Source organism: Pseudomonas sp. W4I3 (assembly GCF_030816195.1).
Taxonomy (GTDB): domain Bacteria; phylum Pseudomonadota; class Gammaproteobacteria; order Pseudomonadales; family Pseudomonadaceae; genus Aquipseudomonas.
Window position 1 is genome coordinate 3,731,837 of sequence record NZ_JAUSXS010000001.1, and the last position, 19,893, is coordinate 3,751,729.

At 61.5% G+C, this 19,893-nt stretch carries 13 protein-coding genes; 5 read left to right on the plus strand and 8 right to left on the minus strand.

Annotation, left to right across the window (positions count from 1 at the left end):
* Nucleotides 1–123: 123 nt before the first annotated feature.
* Nucleotides 124–2,328 carry a GAF domain-containing protein gene (locus tag QF045_RS17035; protein WP_306493246.1) on the plus strand — a complete coding sequence of 735 codons (2,205 nt, stop codon included), beginning with the start codon at nucleotides 124–126 and terminating at the stop codon, nucleotides 2,326–2,328.
* Here QF045_RS17035 and QF045_RS17040 read toward each other — a convergent pair.
* The 4 genes from QF045_RS17040 to QF045_RS17055 all read right to left on the minus strand — a co-directional run bounded on the left by QF045_RS17040 (nucleotide 2,307) and on the right by QF045_RS17055 (nucleotide 11,241).
* Nucleotides 2,307–3,464: a diguanylate cyclase gene (locus QF045_RS17040; RefSeq protein ID WP_306493247.1), complete on the minus strand. Its 1,158-nt coding sequence runs from the start codon at nucleotides 3,462–3,464 to the stop codon at nucleotides 2,307–2,309. The genes QF045_RS17035 and QF045_RS17040 overlap by 22 nt on opposite strands.
* A gap of 52 nt (nucleotides 3,465–3,516) precedes the next feature.
* A complete protein-coding gene (gene glgB / locus QF045_RS17045) occupies nucleotides 3,517–5,754 on the minus strand; it encodes a 1,4-alpha-glucan branching protein GlgB (protein WP_306493248.1) in 2,238 nt (745 codons plus the stop codon).
* Nucleotides 5,751–9,098 carry a maltose alpha-D-glucosyltransferase gene (gene treS, locus QF045_RS17050; protein ID WP_306493249.1) on the minus strand — a complete coding sequence of 1,116 codons (3,348 nt, stop codon included), beginning with the start codon at nucleotides 9,096–9,098 and terminating at the stop codon, nucleotides 5,751–5,753. Before treS ends, glgB begins: the two co-directional genes overlap by 4 nt.
* Nucleotides 9,099–9,252: 154 nt before the next feature.
* Nucleotides 9,253–11,241: an alpha-1,4-glucan--maltose-1-phosphate maltosyltransferase gene (locus tag QF045_RS17055; RefSeq protein WP_306493250.1), complete on the minus strand. Its 1,989-nt coding sequence runs from the start codon at nucleotides 11,239–11,241 to the stop codon at nucleotides 9,253–9,255.
* Nucleotides 11,242–11,450: 209 nt separating this feature from the next.
* Between QF045_RS17055 and QF045_RS17060 the strand changes: the two genes are divergently transcribed.
* On the plus strand, nucleotides 11,451–11,627 hold the full coding sequence (locus QF045_RS17060) for a hypothetical protein (protein ID WP_163003436.1): 177 nt from the start codon (nucleotides 11,451–11,453) through the stop codon (nucleotides 11,625–11,627).
* Here QF045_RS17060 and QF045_RS17065 read toward each other — a convergent pair.
* Complete coding sequence (locus QF045_RS17065) at nucleotides 11,605–12,096, minus strand: MgtC/SapB family protein (protein WP_306493251.1); 492 nt, start codon at nucleotides 12,094–12,096, stop codon at nucleotides 11,605–11,607. The two genes, QF045_RS17060 and QF045_RS17065, sit on opposite strands and share 23 nt — an antisense overlap.
* A 120-nt stretch (nucleotides 12,097–12,216) precedes the next feature.
* On the opposite strand from QF045_RS17065, the gene QF045_RS17070 reads away from it, so the two are divergent.
* From QF045_RS17070 to mapR, 3 genes are all read left to right on the plus strand, one after another.
* Nucleotides 12,217–12,456: a DUF3203 family protein gene (locus QF045_RS17070; protein WP_306493252.1), complete on the plus strand. Its 240-nt coding sequence runs from the start codon at nucleotides 12,217–12,219 to the stop codon at nucleotides 12,454–12,456.
* 236 nt (nucleotides 12,457–12,692) lie between these two features.
* Nucleotides 12,693–14,102 (plus strand): cytochrome c oxidase accessory protein CcoG, encoded by a 1,410-nt coding sequence (ccoG, locus tag QF045_RS17075; RefSeq protein ID WP_306493253.1) that lies wholly within the window; start codon nucleotides 12,693–12,695, stop codon nucleotides 14,100–14,102.
* A 26-nt stretch (nucleotides 14,103–14,128) separates the two neighbouring features.
* Nucleotides 14,129–15,538, plus strand: a complete 1,410-nt coding sequence (gene mapR, locus QF045_RS17080) for a GntR family transcriptional regulator MpaR (RefSeq protein WP_306493254.1) — start codon at nucleotides 14,129–14,131, stop codon at nucleotides 15,536–15,538.
* Between the two features lie 75 nt (nucleotides 15,539–15,613).
* Here the strand turns inward: mapR and QF045_RS17085 are convergent.
* The 3 genes from QF045_RS17085 to QF045_RS17095 form a co-directional block, all read right to left on the minus strand.
* Nucleotides 15,614–16,740, minus strand: a protein-coding gene (locus QF045_RS17085) for an IS3 family transposase (protein ID WP_306492585.1) whose coding sequence is annotated in 2 segments (ribosomal slippage) — nucleotides 15,614–16,488 and nucleotides 16,488–16,740 — 1,128 coding nt in all. Because the reading frame shifts where the segments join, the coding sequence is not laid out codon by codon here.
* Between the two features lie 176 nt (nucleotides 16,741–16,916).
* A complete protein-coding gene (locus tag QF045_RS17090; protein ID WP_306493255.1) occupies nucleotides 16,917–17,663 on the minus strand; it encodes an SDR family oxidoreductase in 747 nt (248 codons plus the stop codon).
* 52 nt (nucleotides 17,664–17,715) lie between these two features.
* Nucleotides 17,716–19,812: a bifunctional diguanylate cyclase/phosphodiesterase gene (locus tag QF045_RS17095; protein WP_306493256.1), complete on the minus strand. Its 2,097-nt coding sequence runs from the start codon at nucleotides 19,810–19,812 to the stop codon at nucleotides 17,716–17,718.
* Nucleotides 19,813–19,893 lie beyond the last annotated feature (81 nt).

The following is a 19,893-nucleotide window of genomic DNA, read 5'->3' on the forward strand; positions in this document are numbered from 1 at the left end:
ATGAAATCAAAGTGCTATCTAGGCGATAATCGCGCTGAACCGATCAGGGTCATTCCGGTCTGTTGCTTGTCAGTCTGACCTCTTCAAGGCGTAAGAACGCGTAGCGAACAAGGTGTGAACCCAATGATGAACTGGCTGCAAGATAGCAGCGAAATGGCGGACCGGGTTCGTCGGCATGATTGGGCCAATACGCCCCTCGGTCCGCTGGAGCACTGGCCCGACGTGTTGAAGACAACCGTTGCGCTGTGCTTCGCCTCCAGCTTCCCCCAGGCCATTGTCTGGGGGCCGCAGTTGATCACGCTCTACAACGATGCATTCGTGCCGATCCTGGGCAACAAGCCCGACGCCTTGGGCCGTCCGTTCAACGAGGTGTGGCATGAGGTCTGGGATGACATCCGCCCTATCGCCGACACGGCTTTCGCCGGGCATGCCACCTATATCGAAAACTTCCCGCTGTTGATCCAGCGTAACGAAGCACCTGAGCAAGCGTATTTCACTTTTTGCTACAGCCCGATCCGGGATGCGCAAGGTGGCGTGGTCGGGCTGCTCGATACCGTGACCGAAACCACCGCCACGGTCTTCCTTGCGCGGCGCCTGGAAGTCCTGGATGCCATTGGCAATAGCGTCGCCACCGCCACCGACGCCGAAGCCATCATGACCTCGACCACCCGTTTGGTTGCCGAGCACCTGCAGGTGTCGATTTGCGCGTACGCCGACATGGAAGACGATCAGGACGGGTTTACCATTCGCGGCGACTGGTCGGCGCAAGGCTCGCCGAGCATCATCGGCCATTACAGCCTGGCCGCATTCGGTGAGCGCGCGGTGAAATGCCTGCGCGCCGGCGAGCCGTTGGTGGTGTGCAATAACCTGCTCGAATTGCCGGCCCAAGAAGCTGCAAGCTTCCAGGCACTCGGTGTCACCGCGACCATTTGCATGCCCCTGATCAAGGACGGACGTCTCACCGCGCTGATGGCCGTGCACGACAAGCAGCCCCGCTACTGGTCCTCCTATGACCTGGCACTGTTGGGCGAAGTCACCGAACGCTCCTGGGCGCATATCGAACGCGTACGTGCCGATGCCGCGGTGCGTGAAGGCCTGGCGGCGTATACGGAGCTCAATGCAACCCTGGAACAACGCGTGGAAGAGCGCACCCGCGCCCTCGCCCAGGCGGAAGCCGCGCTGCGCCAGTCGCAAAAGCTCGAGGCCATCGGCCAACTCACCGGCGGCGTCGCCCACGATTTCAATAACCTGCTGACGATCATCCGCTCATCCGTGGACTTCCTGCGCCAGCCGGGGCTTTCGGAAGAGCGCCGGCAACGCTACATGGGCGCGGTGTCCGACACCGTCGAACGGGCCAGCAAGCTCACCAGCCAACTGCTCGCCTTTGCCCGCCGTCAGCCGTTGAATCCGCAGGTCTTCGATGTCAGCCAACGTGTGCAGAACATCGGCGACATGCTCGAGAGCGTCACCGGCGCGCGCATTCACGTGCAGGTGCAATTGCCCGACCTGCCCTGCTATGCGCGCATCGACCCCAGTCAGTTCGAAACCGCCTTGATCAACATCGCCCTCAATGCCCGCGACGCGATGGACGGCCAGGGCACCCTGAGCATCAAGGTTGCCGCGCAGCAGCCACTGCCGCGCATCCGTGGGGATGACGGGTCGCACCTGCCCTACATCAGCGTTGCACTGGCCGACACCGGCATCGGGATTTCCGGCGATACTTACGAGCGCATTTTCGAACCCTTCTTCACCACCAAGGCCGTCGGCAAGGGCACCGGGCTTGGCTTGTCGCAGGTATTTGGCTTTGCCAAGCAATCGGGCGGCAATATCGATGTGGTCAGTACCCTCGGACAAGGCACGGTGTTCACCCTGTACCTGCCGCAAGTGGAAGGCGAAGCCGCGCCGCAGCAGGAAGAACACCAGGATCTTCCAGCACCGTTGGATGTTGCCCAATTGCATGTCCTGATCGTGGAGGACAACCTGGAGGTGGGACGCTTCGCCAGCCAGATCCTCAAGGATCTGGGTTACCAGACCACGTGGGCCACCAACGCCGAGCAGGCGCTCACGCTGGCCGGCAAAGACGCCGAGGCCTTCGATGCGGTTTTCTCGGATGTGGTAATGCCGGGAATGACCGGTGTCGCCATGGCCAAGCTGCTGCGCCAGCGCCGTGCGGACCTGCCGGTGGTACTTGTGTCGGGTTACAGCGAAGAATTGGCGGACAGCGGCTATGAAGGCTTTGAGTTCCTCGCCAAGCCCTACTCCGCCGAACAGGTCGCCCGCGCATTGGCCAAGGCCATGACCAAGGATCAGCCCGCCACGGCCACCTGATTGCGGCCACGCGCCTTGGCCTGATACAGCGCCTGGTCGGCGCTGTCCATCAACACGTACAGATCCAGCGCCTGGCCATGGGTCGACGCCAACCCCAGGCTGGCGCTCAGCCCCTGTACCGGGCCGGCCTTCAGGTCGCTGATGGTCTGGACCAGTTGCGCTGCGAGGCTGCGCGCGGTCTCCAGCGACGTGTTGGGCAGCAGGATCGCGAACTCCTCGCCTCCCAGTCGACCGTACACATCCACCTGACGAAAGCCTGCGCTGATCACGCTGCCAATCTGGCGCAATACCTGATCGCCAGTTTGATGGCCGTAGGTGTCATTGATGCTTTTGAAGTGATCCATGTCCAGCATCAGCGCGCACAGCGGCTGCTGCTCGCGACGGCACTGGGCGTGCAGCAGCTGGGCGCGCTCGAAAAACGCACGGCGGTTCATCAGGCCGGTCAGCTCATCGGTCTGCGCGGCGCGGGTTGAAATAGCGTGAGCGCGCTCCATTTGCCGGGTCAGGCGAAAGGCTTTTTCCAGTGCATCGGAAAGTTTGCGCGTGGCGCCCACCACAAAGGAGGAGAACACCAATACCGCCAGCGCCACCCCCACCTGCATCGGTGACGGCTGGAACAGCAGCCACAGGGTACAGGGCAACAGCACCAGGTACATGGAACCCAGCGACATGTAGCGATAGGCCGAATAGCAGGACACCGCGCTGACCGACATGCCCACGGCGAACAGCATGACCAGCACCTGGGACACGCGGTCATCGACCGGCATCACCGCCAGCGCCCCGCTCCCCCAGATGCCGGCCGACAGCATCAGCGTCAGCCAATAGCGACGTTCCCAGCGTGCGGGGGTTCGTTCAGTGTCCGGGCAGCGAAACCATTCAACGAACAGCTGCAAGCGCAGCAGCGACGAGCCGGCCAGCAGCACCAGCCATATGAGGATGGTCGAGTGATCGAAGCGGTCCCAGCACAGCCAGCAGAGCATGACCGCGCCCAAATAGCTGCCAAAGATGGCCGGAAACGACTGACGAAACAGCTGGTGCAAACGGTCGGTTCGCACCTGCTCTTCGATAACGCGGTCTGGGTCTTGCCCAAGGCTGTTCATGCGCGTCGCCTGCCTGGCTGCCGACAAAGGCGCCATTGTGGCACCCTGCCAGTAGCGTGGACAACAGCCGGCGGCTCGCTAAAGCGTTTTAACCCTCTTCAGGCCGCAGAATCAGCACACCCAAGGGTGGCAGGTTCAACGACAGCGACACCGGCTGCCCGTGGCGCGGTTCATCCAGAGTCTGCACCGCGCCGCCATTACCGTAGTTGGACCCGGCATACATGTCGGCGTCACTGTTGATCACTTCGCTCCAGCGCCCGGCAAACGGTACGCCGACGGCGTACGCCTCACGCGGCACCGGGGTGAAGTTGGCGACCACCAGCACCGGCTTGCCGTCCTTGCTCCAGCGCAGCCAGGCATAGACGCTGTTGATCGCGTCGTCGCCAATCAACCACTGGAAGCCCTGAGGCGCATCATCCTGCTCGTGCAGCGCCGGTTCTTCGCGGTACAGCCGGTTCAAGTCGCCCACCAGCTTCTGCACCCCACGGTGCTCGGGGTATTGCAGCAGATACCAGTCCAATTGCTGGTCGTGGTTCCATTCTCGCCATTGGCCGAACTCGCAACCCATGAACAACAGCTTCTTGCCCGGGTGCATCCACATGAAACTCAGGTAGGCGCGCAGGTTGGCGAATTTCTGCCAGCGGTCACCGGGCATCTTGTCGATCAGCGAGTGCTTGCCGTGCACCACTTCATCGTGGGAAATCGGCAGGATAAACCGCTCGGACCAGGCGTACACCAGGCCGAAACTCAGCTCGTTGTGGTGATGGGCGCGGTACACCGGGTCTTGCTGGATGTAATGCAGCGAGTCATGCATCCAGCCCATGTTCCACTTGTAGTTAAAGCCCAGGCCACCTTGCTGGGTGCTTTGGCTGACGCCCGGCCACGCCGTGGATTCCTCGGCGATCACCAGGGCGCCCGGCGCTTCCAGGGCAACCACGTCGTTCAAGTGGCGCAGAAACTCGATGGCTTCCAGGTTCTCGCGGCCACCGTGGCGGTTGGGCACCCACTCGCCGGCTTTGCGCGAGTAGTCGCGGTACAGCATCGACGCCACCGCATCCACGCGCAGGCCGTCGATGTGGAAGTGCTTGAGCCAGTGCAACGCCGAGGCGAGCATGAAACCGTGCACTTCAGTGCGGCCCAGGTTGTAGATCAGCGTGTCCCAATCCTGGTGAAAACCTTCCAGCGGGTTGGCGTACTCGTACAACGCGGTACCGTCGAATTGCGCCAAGCCGTGGGTGTCGGTCGGGAAATGCGCCGGTACCCAGTCGAGGATCACGCCGATATCGGCCTGATGGCAGGCGTTGACGAAATACGCGAAATCTTCCGGCGAGCCAAAGCGTGCACTCGGCGCGAACTGCGACAAGGCTTGATAGCCCCAGGAACCGCCGAAGGGGTGCTCCATGATCGGCATCAGCTCGATATGCGTGAAGCCCAGTTGCTGTACGTAAGGAATCAGGCGCTCGGCCAGTTCGCGCCAACCGTACTGACGCGCCACTTCGCCGGCCTCGTCGAGTTCGCATTGCCAGGAACCGACGTGCAACTCATAAATCGACAGCGGCGCGGTGGATTTCTGCTTGTCACCGCGCGCCTGCATCCACTCATGGTCCTGCCAGTCCACCTGCAACGGCGCGGCAACCTTCGAAGCGGTGTCCGGCGGCAGTTGGGTGGCCAGCGCCACCGGGTCGGCCTTGAGCGGCAGGATGCCGTGGGCGCCGAGAATTTCGTACTTGTACGCCGCGCCCGGTTGCAGGCGCGGAATAAAGATCTCCCACACGCCCGACGGATGGCGCAAGCGCATCGGATGCCGGCGACCGTCCCAGATGTTGAAGTCGCCCACCACCGAGACCCGTCGGGCATTCGGTGCCCAGACGGCAAAGCGCACGCCCTGCACACCGTCCACCGTGGTCACCTGAGCGCCCAGGCAGTTGCCCAGGTCACGGTGGTTGCCTTCGGCAAACAGGTACAGGTCCATTTCACCGAGCAGCAATTGGCTGAAGCTGTACGGGTCTTCGGTAATCTGCTCGCCGCCGGCCCACTGAATCTTCAGCAGGTAGTCCTGGCGTGTGCTGAAGTGCCCAACGAACAGTCCCGGCACCTGGGTGGCGTCGAGGCTGCCGATCGGCTCGCCACCGTCACGTGCCAGTACCTGGACGCTCAAGGCTTCGGGCAGGAACGCGCGGATGAATTGCCCGCCCTGCTCATCGTCGTGCGGCCCAAGGATCGAGAATGGATCGTGGTGCTCGGCGCGCACCAGCGCGTCGACGTCCTTGGACGCCGGCATTGCAGTCAACTTGGGCTGCAGCGGTTCTTTATGCGTAAAACTCATGACGTCTCCCCACCGCGTGCAGTTTTCGATTCAGGTGTAAGCCCGCTGAGTAAACCGTGCAGCCCTTGCAAGGGCACCGGCAACCAGCTCGGGCGATTTTCCGCTTCGTAGGCCACTTCATACGCGGCCTTCTCCAGGCTGAACAACGTCAGCGCAGCGTCCTGGCCGTTGGCATCCTGCCAGTCATGCGCCAGTGTAGCCGTCGCTGCCTGATAAGCCTGGGTAAATGCCTGGCGGGCTTCACTCAGGTAACGCTCGGTCACGCGTCGACGTGCGGCCTGCGCTTGCGGCGAATGGTCAACCGCTTGCACATTCAAGGCCATGGCCGCCGCGTAGTCGAAGGAGCGCAACACACCGCTCACATCCTTGTACGGGCTGTGCTTGCCGCGCCGTTCATGCAGCGGGCGCGCCGGCTCGCCTTCAAAGTCGATCAAATAGGCGTCGCCCTTGACCACCAATACCTGGCCCAGGTGCAAGTCACCGTGGACGCGAATCCGCAATCCACCCTGCGTGGCTTTCGCCAACGCCTGAACATGCGCGCCGATGGCTTTTTCCTGCGCCAGTAGTTCACTGACCAGCGCCTGATCGGCGGGGTTCAACTGGCTTTGATTTAGTTTGAGCAACTGCAAGGCCCGTTGGATTTGCGCCCCCACGTCCTTGGCCCAGGCCTGGGTGTCCTTCGTCGTGGTGATTTCGGGCTTGAAGTCCTTGTTCTGGGTGGGCGCGCCCAACACCACGTGCATCTCACCCAGACGCTGGCCGAGCAGGCCGGCAAAGTCGGCCAGTTCGCCCAGCGCGTTGTAATGCTGCTCCTGTTCGGAAATCGCTTCGGCCAGCTCGTCGCGGATCGCGCGCTCAAGGTTGTTCTGGGTCCAGCTCCAGGCGTCGCCCTGATTGCTCAGGTAGCCCTGGGCGATCATCAACAGGTTGTCCTCGCCTTGTGCATCGCGCCGGCTCATCGAGCCCATCAGCGGAGAAATATTCGGGTAGGCGGCTTCGGTGAGGTAGGCGCTCATTTCCAGCTCCGGGTGCACCCCGGTGCTGACTTTGCGGATCAGCTTGAGCACCAGGCTCTCGCCCACTACCACCGAACTGTTGGACTGCTCGGCAGACAGGTAGCGCACCGCGGCTTCGTCCGTCAGTTGCAGGGCGGCCAGATGCGGCGTTGCCTCGAAGCGCAGGTCACCCTCGCTGCAGTTGAGTACGGTGCCAGCCTGCAGGCTCTGGATCACCGCGCGCACGAAAGGCTCGAGGCTGAACGCGTCGGTGACCAACCCCACCTGGCGGCTACGGCGTACGCGAGCCATTGCCAGTTGCTGGGGCAAGGCCGTGGTGAGTTGGTCTTCGCCGAGGAAACCGAATGGCAGCTGGTAACGGCTGGTCTGGCCTGCGCTGGTGACGTCGATTTCGCTGAGCAGCACCGGGTGCTGCGCGTCGCCGAAGCGCACGCCATAGGCGATACGCACACTTTCAATGGTAGCGTCCTTACCAGCGAACCAGCGACGCTTGGGCAGCCAGGCCGGCAGCGAAGTGTGTTCAAGGGTCGTGCGACAGGGTTCTTCCAATAATTCTTCCATACGTTTTTTCAACACCAATGTCGTGAAGTCAGGAATGCTCTGGGCCGGTTCCACATGCCAGCTGGGCATCTGGTTTTCCGCAGCCAGCACAAACCAATAAAAGCCATAGGGCGCCAGGGTCAGCAGGAAATTGAGCTGGCCGATCGGTGGGAACGCGTTACCGCCCAGCATCTCCACCGGCACCATGCCGGCGAAGCCCGACAGGTCCAGCTCTGCGGCCTGGGCGCTGCGCGACACGTTGGCCACGCACAGGATGATTTCAGTGCGGCCGTCCTCCCCGGTGTATTCGCGGGTATACGCCAGGATGCGACGGTTGGCCGGCGACAGCATCTTCAAGCTGCCACGGCCAAACGCCTTGGATTGCTTGCGTACCGCGAGCATGCGCCTTGTCCAGTTCAGCAGGGAATGCGGGTCCTGGGCCTGGGTCTCGACGTTGACCGACTGATAGCCGTATTGCGCGTCCATGATCGGCGGCAATACCAGGCTGGCCGGGTCGGCGCGGGAGAAACCGCCATTGCGGTCGATGGACCACTGCATCGGCGTGCGCACGCCGTCGCGGTCGCCCAAATAAATATTGTCGCCCATGCCGATTTCGTCACCGTAGTAGAGGGTCGGCGTGCCGGGCATCGACAGCAGCAGGCTATTGAGCAATTCCACGCGGCGCCGATCACGTTCCATCAACGGCGCCAGGCGCCGCCGAATGCCCAGGTTGATGCGCGCGCGGCGATCGGCGGCGTAGTAGTTCCACAGGTAGTCGCGCTCTTTGTCGGTGACCATTTCCAGGGTCAGTTCATCGTGGTTGCGCAGGAAGATCGCCCACTGGCAATTGGCCGGGATTTCCGGTGTCTGGCGCAGGATATCGGTGATCGGGAAGCGATCTTCCTGGGCCAGGGCCATGTACATGCGCGGCATCAACGGGAAGTGGAAAGCCATATGGCATTCATCGCCGTCGTCGCCTTTGCGGTCGCCGAAGTAGAGTTGCGTGTCTTCCGGCCATTGGTTGGCCTCGGCCAGCAGCATGCGGTCCGGGTAATGCGCGTCGATTTCGGCGCGGATCTGCTTGAGCACGTCGTGGGTTTCGGCAAGGTTCTCGTTGTTGGTGCCGTCACGTTCGATCAGGTAGGGAATCGCATCCAGGCGCAGACCGTCGATGCCCAGGTCGAGCCAATAGCGCATCACCGACAGCACCGCTTTCATCACCTGCGGGTTGTCGAAGTTGAGGTCGGGCTGGTGCGAATAAAAGCGGTGCCAGAAATACTGGCCGGCCACCGGGTCCCAGGTCCAGTTGGACTTCTCGGTGTCGAGGAAGATGATCCGCGTACCGTCGTATTTCTGGTCGTCATCCGACCAGACATAGAAGTCTCGCGCCGCCGATCCCGGTTTGGCCTTGCGCGCACGCTGGAACCAGGGGTGCTGGTCGGAGGTGTGGTTGATCACAAGCTCGGTGATCACCCGCAGCCCGCGTGTGTGCGCCTCGGCAATGAAGCGCCTGGCGTCGGCCATGGTCCCGTAGTCACTGTGCACGCCACGGTATTCGGCGATGTCGTAGCCGTCGTCGCGGCGTGGCGAAGGGTAGAACGGCAGCAGCCAGATGGTGTTCACGCCGAGGTCGGCAATGTAGTCGAGCTTGGCGATCAGCCCGGGAAAGTCACCAATGCCGTCGTTGTTGGAGTCGAAATAGGATTTGACGTGCACCTGGTAAATCACCGCGTCCTTGTACCAGAGCGGGTCTTTGATAAAGGTGGCTGGCTTGGGTTTTTTCGCCATTGGAAACTCCTGGAACGCTGAAATTCTGCAGACGGAATGCGATCAATGTGGGAGGGGGCTTGCTCCCGATAGCGGTGGATCAGTCACCTGATTTATCAACTGAAACACCGCCATCGGGAGCAAGCCCCCTCCCACATTTTGATCTCCACTGGGTTCAGGAAGCGGTAATCCGCCAGATCCCAAACGGCATTTGCGGCTCCAGCCGCGTCCATTGGGTCTTGCCATACCAGGTCCAGCGATGGCCATTCATCAAGTCTTCGCCCTGGGTCTGGGCGTCGTCCGGCAAGCCCATCTCCCATAGCGGCAATTCGAAGTGCGCTTCCTGGGCGTTGTGCGGGTCGAGGTTGACGGCCACCAGCACGAAATTGCTGCCGTCCTCGCTGCGCTTGCCGAAGTACAGGATGTTGTCGTTCCAGGCGTTGTAGAGCTTGAGCCCCAAATGCGTCTGCAACGCCGGGTTCTGCCGGCGGATGCGGTTGAGCTGGGCGATCTCGGCAATGATGTTGCCGGGCGCGGTGAAATCGCGTGGGCGAATTTCGTATTTTTCCGAGTCCAGGTATTCCTCTTTGCCCGGCACCGGTGCGGACTCGCACAGCTCGAAGCCCGAGTACATGCCCCACAGCCCCGAGCCCATGGTGGCCAGCGCGGCGCGAATCAGAAACCCCGCGCGACCGGACTCATGCAGAAAGGCTGGGTTGATATCCGGCGTATTGACGAAGAAATTCGGGCGGTAGCATTCGCGCCACGGCGACTGATTCAACTGGGCGAAATACTCACTCAGCTCGGCCTTGGTGTTGCGCCAGGTGAAATAGGTGTAGCTCTGCGAGTAACCGACTTTACCCAAGCGCGCCATCATCGCCGGGGTGGTAAAGGCTTCGGCCAGGAAGATTACGTCCGGGTATTGGGCACGCACGTCGCTGATCAACCATTGCCAGAACGGCAGCGGCTTGGTGTGGGGGTTATCGACGCGAAAGGTCTTCACGCCCTCTTGCACCCAACCCACCACGACGTCGCGCAACTCGACCCACAGGCTGGGGATCGCATCTGCCGCATAAAAGTCGACGTTGACGATGTCCTGGTACTTCTTCGGCGGGTTCTCCGCATATTTGATCGTGCCGTCCGGGCGCCAGTTGAACCAGCCCGGATGCTGCTTGAGCCACGGGTGGTCCTGGGAGCACTGGATGGCAAAGTCCAGGGCGATTTCCAGGCCGTGGTCGGCGGCCGCCTTGACCAGGCGACGGAAGTCATCGCGGCTGCCCAGTTGCGGGTGGATCGCCTCGTGCCCGCCCTCCTCGCTGCCAATCGCGTAGGGGCTGCCGGGATCATCCGGGCCTGCGGTCAGCGAGTTGTTCTTGCCCTTGCGGTGGCTGCGACCGATCGGATGGATCGGCGGGAAGTACAGCACGTCAAAGCCCATGTCATGGATCATCGACAGGCGTGAGTGCACATCGTTGAACGTGCCATGGCGGGCCGGATCGTCGGTAATCGAGCGGGGAAACAGCTCGTACCAGCTGGCGAACTGGGCGCGCTCGCGTTCCACGTCAATCGGGTAGACGGTGCTGACGCTCAAATAGGCGCGGTGGTCGGCCTGGGTCATCAGGTGTGCACTGTCTTCGTGCAGAAACTGCGCGACCTGCTCGGTTTCCAGCAGGCCGGAGAGTTCGTGGTGCAGCAGCATCAGGCGGTCGCGCAGTTCGTTGTCACTGCGCTCGGCAGCCTGCAGCACCAGGCTGCGGCCTTCCTGCAGTTCCAGGCTGACGGGCACCCCGGCTTCGTGTTTTTTGCGCAATTCATAGCAGAAGCTGGCGAAGGTATCGATCCAGGCCTCGATGCAAAACTCATGGGGCCCTTGGGCCGTGACGGTAAATGCGCCTTCCCAGCCGTTATTGCCCACATCAGTCATCACCACGCTGTGCCAGTGTTCCTGCCCAAGCGGGCGCCAGCGCACCAGTACCGCCAGCTTGTCGTGGCCATCGGCGAACACTTTACTGGTCACGTTGACGCGCTGACCGACCACTGCCTTGACGGCAAACTCACCGCCGTCGATCACAGGCATAGTGCTTTCAATCGCGATTCTGGGTAACAGCAGTGCTTGGGACAACGGCAACGAAGCGTGTTCTGGTACCCGTGTTTCAGCAGTCATCGAGCCTATTCCCCTTACGCCCAGTGGACGCTCTGTGCTTGATCCGAATTCGGTGATGGCAGCGCGCTTGAAGCGCAGACCCGTATTAGGTCCGAGCCTGGGCTTGAGTCAAAAGTTCAGGCGGATATGCGCCACCGGGCGGGGAATCAATTCCCTGCGCTGGCTGTCCACCGTTAGAGCTAGAGCAAAGCACAAAGGAGGCCACACCGATGACTATCCCCATCCCGGCTGAAACGCCGGACCCGAATATCGACAACCCGACCTTGCCCCCCACCGAGCCTGCGCCAGTCCCGGAGCAGGAACCGCCGGAGAATGAACCGCCACCGGTACAGGAACCGCCGACCACCATGCCGCCGGTGATCGTCAGTCCTTCTCGAAACGCTTGACGATTTTCGGCATCACGCTGAACACCGCCAGGGCCAGCAACGTACTCAATACCGCTGTCGATTCCCGGCCCAAACCGGCCGAGACCCCAATCGCAGCGGTCATCCATAAACCCGCTGCGGTGGTCAGTCCCTTGACGTGGCCGGCGTCATCATCCTTGCCTTTGATGATGGTGCCGGCGCCCAGAAAGCCGATGCCGGCAATCACGCCCTGCACCACCCGGCTCATGGCGTCGGCCTGATTGCCGGACATCTGCGGCACCATCACAAACAGCGCGGCGCCTAACGCCACCAGCATATGCGTGCGCACCCCGGCAGCCTTGCCTTTGCTTTCGCGTTCAAAACCCAGGATGCCGCCGAGTACCGCGGCCATCAGCAGGCGCACGGTCATCTGGGTGAGCTGTTTGGCGTCGCCGATATCGGCAAATTCCGCCTGCAGGGTTTGCCACGCTTCGTGTAGCCAAGCGTCCATGGATGCTGCCCTTTTATGATTATTGATAGAAGGTGGACAGCGGCGACCGTCAGTCAGTTGCGTGGAACCCTAACGCCTCCGTGGCCCCAAACGATCACAGCCTATGAAAAGGACACTGGTATGCCCATCCGTATCGACAACCAACTGTGTTATTTCACGCTCAACGACAATGGCCAGGAACAGAGCGTGCCGGCCACCCGTGTCAAGGTCGAGACCGACATCGATAAGGCCATGTCGTACGTCGAATTGGCGGCCGAGCGGATCTACATCACTGAAGCCGAGGCCGACGCACTGACCGTCGCGGGGGCTCACGACGGGCGTGAACATGTAAAATCCGACACCCCTGGTTCGGTAATTTAATTGATCTGTATCAATCCATGAGGATCTCTTGTGGGAGGGGGCTTGCTCCCGATAGCGGTGGCTCAGTCAGCTGATTTATCAACTGAAACAGCGCTATCGGGAGCAAGCCCCCTCCCACATTTTTCATCCGGCCTCGCCCATCTGATCCGCTTTTTATCCCACCACCTGAATCTGTTATGCAAACAGAGCGCCGGGCATAGTTCGTTCGCCTGATGGAGGCTGATGAGCGAATGACCATGAGCGAACGAATCCCCACCGTGGAAACCTTTGAGCCCATCCACCCAAAGAAGGTGAAGGCCAGATCCACCGACGACCTGATCCATACCCGCAGCTTCACCGGCCTGTTCCGCACCTTGCGCATGAGCGGTGCGGGCGTTCTGTTCCTGGCGTTTTTCGGCACCGTGTGGCTGAACTGGGGCGGGCGCCAGGCCGTGCTGTGGGATCTGGCCGAGAACAAATTCCACATATTTGGCGCAACCTTCTGGCCCCAGGACTTCATCCTGCTGTCGGCCTTGTTGATCATCTGCGCCTTCGGCCTGTTTGCCATCACGGTATTCGCCGGCCGCGTGTGGTGCGGCTATACCTGCCCGCAAAGCGCGTTCACCTGGCTGTTCATGTGGTGCGAAAAATTCACCGAAGGCGAGCGTCACCAGCGCATCAAGCTGCACGCCGCGCCCTGGAGCCTGAACAAGCTGGCACGGCGCTCGGCCAAGCACACCCTGTGGCTGGGAATCAGCGTGCTCACCGGCCTGACCTTCGTCGGCTACTTCACCCCCATCCGCCCGTTGGCCGCTGAACTGCTGACCTGGCAACTGGGCGGCGTCAGTCTGTTCTGGGTGTTGTTCTTCACCGCGGCGACCTACCTCAATGCCGGCTGGCTGCGCGAAGCGGTGTGCATGCACATGTGCCCCTATGCGCGCTTTCAAAGCGTGATGTTCGATAAAGACACCCTGACCATCGCCTATGACACCGCCCGTGGCGAACGCCGTGGCGCGCGAAAGCGCGATGTGAAGCCGGCAGACGCAGGCCTGGGCGATTGCATCGACTGCCAGCTGTGCGTGCAGGTGTGCCCCACCGGCATCGACATCCGCGATGGCCTGCAAATGGAATGCATCGGCTGTGCGGCGTGCATCGACGCCTGCGATTCGATCATGGACAAAATGGGTTATGCCCGCGGCCTGGTCAGCTATACCAGCGAGCACCAACTGCAAGGTGGCAAGACTCGGCTGCTACGACCGCGCCTGATCGGCTACAGTGCCGTGCTGCTGGCGATGATCGCCGCGCTGGTGGTGGCCTTGGTCGAGCGGCCGATGGTGTCGCTGGACGTGACCAAGGACCGCGGCATGTTCCGCGAGAACAGCCAGGGCTTGATCGAAAACATTTACAGCCTCAAGGTCATCAACAAGACCCAGCAGCGCCAGGATTATCGCCTGGAGCTGGTGGACGCCGAGGGCTTCCAGTTGCAAGGCAAGACCCAGCTCAGCCTGGCACCGGGAGAAATCAGCGATGTGCCGGTGTCGGTGGCGCTGCTGGCGGACACTCCGGCGAGCAGTTCACAGACCCTGCGCTTCAAGGTCACGGATGTGGATGAGCCTTGGATCTACAGCGCTGCCGACAGCCGTTTTGTCGCGCCATTGAATCGCTGACCCTTTAAGCAAATAACCAGGCCCCCATGAAACGCTACGAAAAATTCGCCGACGACATCGCAGAACTGATCCGCTCCGGCGTCCTTGGCCCAGGTCAGCGCGTCCCTTCGGTGCGCTATGCCAGCCAGACCTACGGCGTCAGCCCGTCCACGGTGTTCCAGGCGTATTACCTGCTGGAGCGGCGTGGCCTGATTCGCGCGCGACCGCGTTCGGGCTACTTCGTCAATGTCCATGCGCCCAGCCCGTTTTCCGAGCCGGTGGTGAGCGAGCAGGTGCATGAGTCCACGGAAGTCGATGTGAGCGAGCTGGTGTTTTCGGTGCTGGATTCGATCAAAGACCCGAACACCGTGCCCTTTGGCTCGGCCTTCCCCAGCCCGATGCTGTTTCCGCTGCCGCGCCTGGCCCGCTCAATGGCCAGTGCCAGCCGCGAAATGGACCCGCGCCTGGTGGTCACCGACATGTCCCCCGGCAACCCGCATCTGCGCCGCCAGATTGCGCTGCGCTACATGGTCGGCGGCCTGATGCTGCCGATGGAAGAACTGCTGATCACCAACGGCGCCCTGGAAGCGCTGAACCTGTGCCTGCAGGCCGTCACCGAGCCGGGCGACCTGGTGGCGATTGAAGCCCCGGCGTTTTATGCCTGCCTGCAAGTGTTGGAGCGCTTGAAGCTCAAGGCCGTGGAAATCCCGGTGCACCCACGCGACGGCATCGACCTCAACGCCCTGGAGCAAAGCCTTGCGCGTTACCCCATCAAGGCCTGCTGGAGCATGACCAGCTTCCAGAACCCGATGGGCGCCACCGTGCCGGAAGAAAAAAAGCAGGCGCTGGTGCAATTGCTGCGCAGCCACCAGGTACCGCTGATCGAAGATGACGTGTATGCCGAGCTGTATTACGGCCAGCATGCGCCGAAACCGGCCAAGGCGTTCGACACCGAGGGGCTGGTGATGCATTGCGGCTCCTTCGCCAAGAGCCTGGCGCCGGGTTACCGCGTGGGCTGGGTGGCGGCCGGCCGTTTCGCGCAGAAGGTCGAGCGCTTGAAGCTGATGACCTCGCTGTGCCCGTCGATGCCGGCCCAGGCCGCGATTGCCGATTACTTGCAGCATGGCGGCTACGACCGGCACCTGCGCAAACTGCGCTATGCCCTGGAAGAACAGCAAAACGCGATGCTCGCGGCCATCGCCCGGTATTTTCCGGCGCAGACCCGGGTCAGCCAACCGGCTGGCGGGTATTTCCTGTGGCTGGAATTGCCGGAGCACACCGATTCATTGAAGGTGTTTCAAATGGCCCTGGCGCAAGGCATCAGCATCGCACCGGGGCCGATCTTTTCGGCGACCCGGCGCTTTCGTAACTGCATCCGCTTGAATTACGGCAGCCCGTGGACCGACGCGTCGGAGCAGGCGATGGAGACGCTAGGGCGGATCGTGCGCTCGTTTTGAGTGGCGCAATGACAAGGCTCTTTGTAGGAGCGAGCTTGTAGCGGTCCAGTTTTTTTGGACCACTCTGTAGGAGTATTAGGCCGCCAGCTTTTCAAAAATGGCTGGCGGCAGGTTGTTCGAGGCAGAGTGACAGCGTCGATGGTTATAATGAGCAATGAAGTCCATCACGTCCCGCTCTGCTTCGAAGTGAGTTGAGTAACCATTTTCAGGTGACCAATCGTGTTTTTGCGATCTGAAATAGCGCTCCACAACCGCATTGTCCCAACAGTTCCCGCGCCTACTCATGCTCTGCACGATCTGCTTTTCAGCCAAGTAGCTGACGAAGCGCTCAGCTGTGTATTGGCATCCCTGGTCCGAGTGAAACACCAGCTCGGGGGAAGGTCGACGCAGCCCCACAGCAAGTCGTAAAGCCTGCAATGAAAGCTCGGTATCAGCCGTCCTTGAAAATGCCCAACCAACGATTCTGCGCGAAAAAAGATCCATCACAATGGCTAGATACAACCAACTGCCACCGACACGGATATAGGTAATATCTCCCGCCCAGAACGTGTTGGGTTGTTCCGGATTAAAGCGTCGCTCCAGTACATTGGGCGCGATGTTGGACACTTTGGTGGCTCGCCGATAGTGCGCATACTGGGCCCGACGTCTCACCAGGCCCAAACTCTTCATCAAGCTGCGCATACGATGGCGCCCGACCACTACGCCCTGTGTTTTCAGGACTTTTGTAAACCCACGACTGCCCAGCGCTCCGCGATGCTCTCGGTGTAATAGCCGGATTTTCTTTTCCAGTTGGGGCTCAATTCTGCGCTCAGGTTTGGGCTGGCGCATCGCGTAATAGCTGCTGCGAGGCACGCCCAGCAAGCGGCATAGACGTCGCACCGACAGCTTTTTTGTGGCGCCCTCAATCATTTTCTTCGGCCAAACAGCACCTTTAGATGAGAGGGCAACTGCTTTTTTAGGACATCGTTCTCGGCTTCCAGCAACGCCAACCTGGCCTGCAGCGAATCAATGAGATCCTGATCCTGAGGACGCGTCGTTTGCGCTGCTCCTACCTGCTCCTTGCGCCATCGCGAAACCCAGCGTCGCAGCGCCGTCGGCCCCACACCCGTTTGCTCGCACGCCTTAGGTACTGAGTAGTTCAACTCAACGACCAGACGAATCGCTTCGGCTTTTTCTTCGGCTGTAACGATCCGAAATCCCATGACGCTTCCTTAGGTTGATACTCCTACATCATGGTCCATAAATATTGAGCCACAACAGCTTGCTCGCGAAGAACTCCGGGCCTGCGCGTTTATTCAGGATGAACGCGTTGGCTGGACGTTTTTCGCGAGCAAGCTCGCTCCTACAGTGGGCATGCGTGGGGTGAGGGAAAGCGCGATCAGCGCCCGCCACCCAAATCGATGAACGTGCCGGTGGCGTACGAAGATTTGTCCGACAACAACCAGATAATCGCCTCAGCCACTTCATCCGGACGCCCGCCTCGGGCCATGGGAATACCGGATTCGAGCTTGCTGACCCGATCCGGGTCGCCGCTGAGGGCATGGAAGTCGGTAAAAATATAGCCAGGGCGAACCGCGTTGACGCGAATGCCCTCGCCCGCCACTTCCTTGGACAGACCAAGGGTGAACGTATCGAGCGCGCCCTTGGAGGCCGCATAGTCCACATATTCACCCGGCGAGCCAAGGCGCGCCGCCACCGACGAGACGTTGACGATACTACCGCCCTGCCCGCCATGCCTGGGCGACATGCGCAGCAGCGCATGCTTGGCGCACAGGATCGGGCCAAGCACGTTGGTCTTGAGGATTTTCAGCACGCGGAATTCAGACATTTCATCGACCCGCGACTTCTGCCCGACGGTGCCCGCGTTATTCACCAACGCCGTGACGCGGCCCAGTTCGGCATCGACACGGTTGAACAGCGCGATCACCTCATCTTCGATGCTCACGTCGGCGCGCACCGCAATCGCTTGTGCGCCCAGGGCGCGGACCTGGTCCAGTACAGCATGGGCTGCGTTTTCGTCGGACTGGTAGTTGATGCAGATGCGATAGCCCTGACGCGCGGCGAGCAACGCGGTCTCGGCGCCGATCCCGCGGCTGCCGCCGGTAATGATGACGACTCTGTCCATGTGCAGTCTCCTGACTCAACCTGATGTTTAGGATTGAGTTGAAGAATACCCGTCACACAGCGTTGTTGTCAGGCACCTGTACGTCCTGGGCGCGTTGGATATCGGCCATGAACCCGTCGGCCGGCAACGGATGGCCCAGCAGGTAGCCCTGCAGGGCGTTACAGCCAAGGCGCGTGAGAAAGCGCTGCTGCGCATCGGTTTCCACGCCTTCGGCGACAATCCGCAGCCCCAGGGCCTGGCCCAGCGCAACGATGGCCGACACGATGGCGGCGTCGTCGCTGTCGTGCTCCAGGTCGCGCACAAAGCCACGGTCGATCTTCAGCTCATTGGCCGGCAGGCGCTTGAGGTACATCAGGCTGGAGTAGCCGGTGCCGAAGTCGTCGATGGACAGGTCGACGCCCATGTCCGACAGCCGTTGCAATACGGTCATGCTCGCGTCGGCATCACTCATCGCCGTGGTTTCGGTAATCTCCAGGGTCAGGCTGTTGGCCGGCAGCTGGTGCCGGTCCAGGGCTGCGGCCACGCTGTCGACCAACCCGGCGTGGCAGAACTGCAGCGCCGACAGGTTCACCGCAATGCGCCAGTGCTCATAACCCTCGGCGTACCAGACACTCATCTGGCGGCAGGCTTCATTGAGCACCCATTCGCCGATGGAAATGATCAACCCGGTTTTTTCCGCGAGTTCAATGAACACGGCCGGCAGCAACAGGCCTTGCTGGGGGTGCTGCCAGCGCAGCAACGCCTCCGCCCCCACCGCGATACCGCTGATCGCGTCGAACTTGGGCTGGTAATGCAGGCGAAACTGCTGGTGGTCGAGGGCGTTGCGCAGGTCCTGCAACAATTGCAGCTGTTTGCGCGCGTTGGTGTTCATCGACACATCGAAGAACCGGTAGCCGTTCTTGCCCATGCCCTTGGCGTGGTACATCGCCGCATCGGCATTCATCAACAGCTCCTGGGGGGTGTGGCCGTTGCCCGGGAATATCGCGATACCAATGCTGGCGGAGATGGTCAGCTCATGCTCGGCGACCGTGAACGCGCGGTTGATCAGGCTGACCTGGCGTTCGGCCAGGCCCATGGCATCGTCCGGCTGGGTCAGTTGCACCATCAACACGAATTCGTCCCCACCGATGCGGGCCAAGGTGTCATGGCTGCGCAGGTCCTCGCGCAGGCGCAGGCCGACCTCGCGCAGCAACTGGTCGCCCATGTGGTGACCGAAGGCATCGTTGACCGGCTTGAAGCCATCCAGGTCGATAAACATCAGCGCGAAGCAACCGCCCTCCTCTTTAACCGCCTGGATGCCCTGTTGAATACGGTCCGCCAGCAAGGTGCGGTTAGGCAGGCCGGTGAGCATGTCATGCAGGGCCAGGTGGGTCAGTTCCTGATTGGCCAGGGTCAGGGAGTCGGCCAGCACGGCGGTGCGCGCCTCCAGGCGGGCGTCGAGCAGAGAGGTCAACAGGGCAATGACCAGCACGGCCAGCGAAGTCACCAGTACCAGGTTATCCAGGCCCTTGCCGCTCAAGCCCGTGAGTGCGGCAGCGCAGAAGCTGTCATCGGCAAAACGCGCGGCGGCCATACCGGTGTAGTGCATCCCGACAATCGCCACGCCCATTACCACCGCCGCGCCGCCCCGCGCCAGGCGCACGTAGGGTGTGTTGCGGCGCAGATTGAAGGCGATCCACAGCGCCGCGCCGGAAGCCACCACCGCGATCAACAAGGACGCGCCGAACAGCGTTGGGTCGTAATCGATGCCCGGCGTCATGCGCATTGCGGCCATGCCGGTGTAGTGCATGCTGGCGATGCCCGCGCCCATGATCAACGCGCCGAATGCCAGCTGCCAAGCCGGCAGGCGCGGCTGGCTGACCAGCCATAACGCAAAACCGCTGGAGAGCACGGCGATCAACAATGACAGCGCGGTAATGTCCAGGTCGAAGCCGAGGGCAAACGGCAGGCGCAGGGCCAGCATGCCGATGAAATGCATGGACCATACGCCCACCCCCATGGCGACGGCACCGCCGGCGATCCACAGATAAGCCGTGCGTCCCTTGGCGGTGGTGATGCGGCCGGCGAGGTCCAGCGCGGTGTAGGACGCCAGGATCGCGACACACAGGGAAATCACGACGAGGGAGGTGGAATAGCTACCGGTCAGCATGGGGTTTCTCGCGGTTTGACAGCCCGGACCGGGTGGCAAAGCGGCGGATTGTAGCGAGAATAATTCTTGTACAGGTGATTA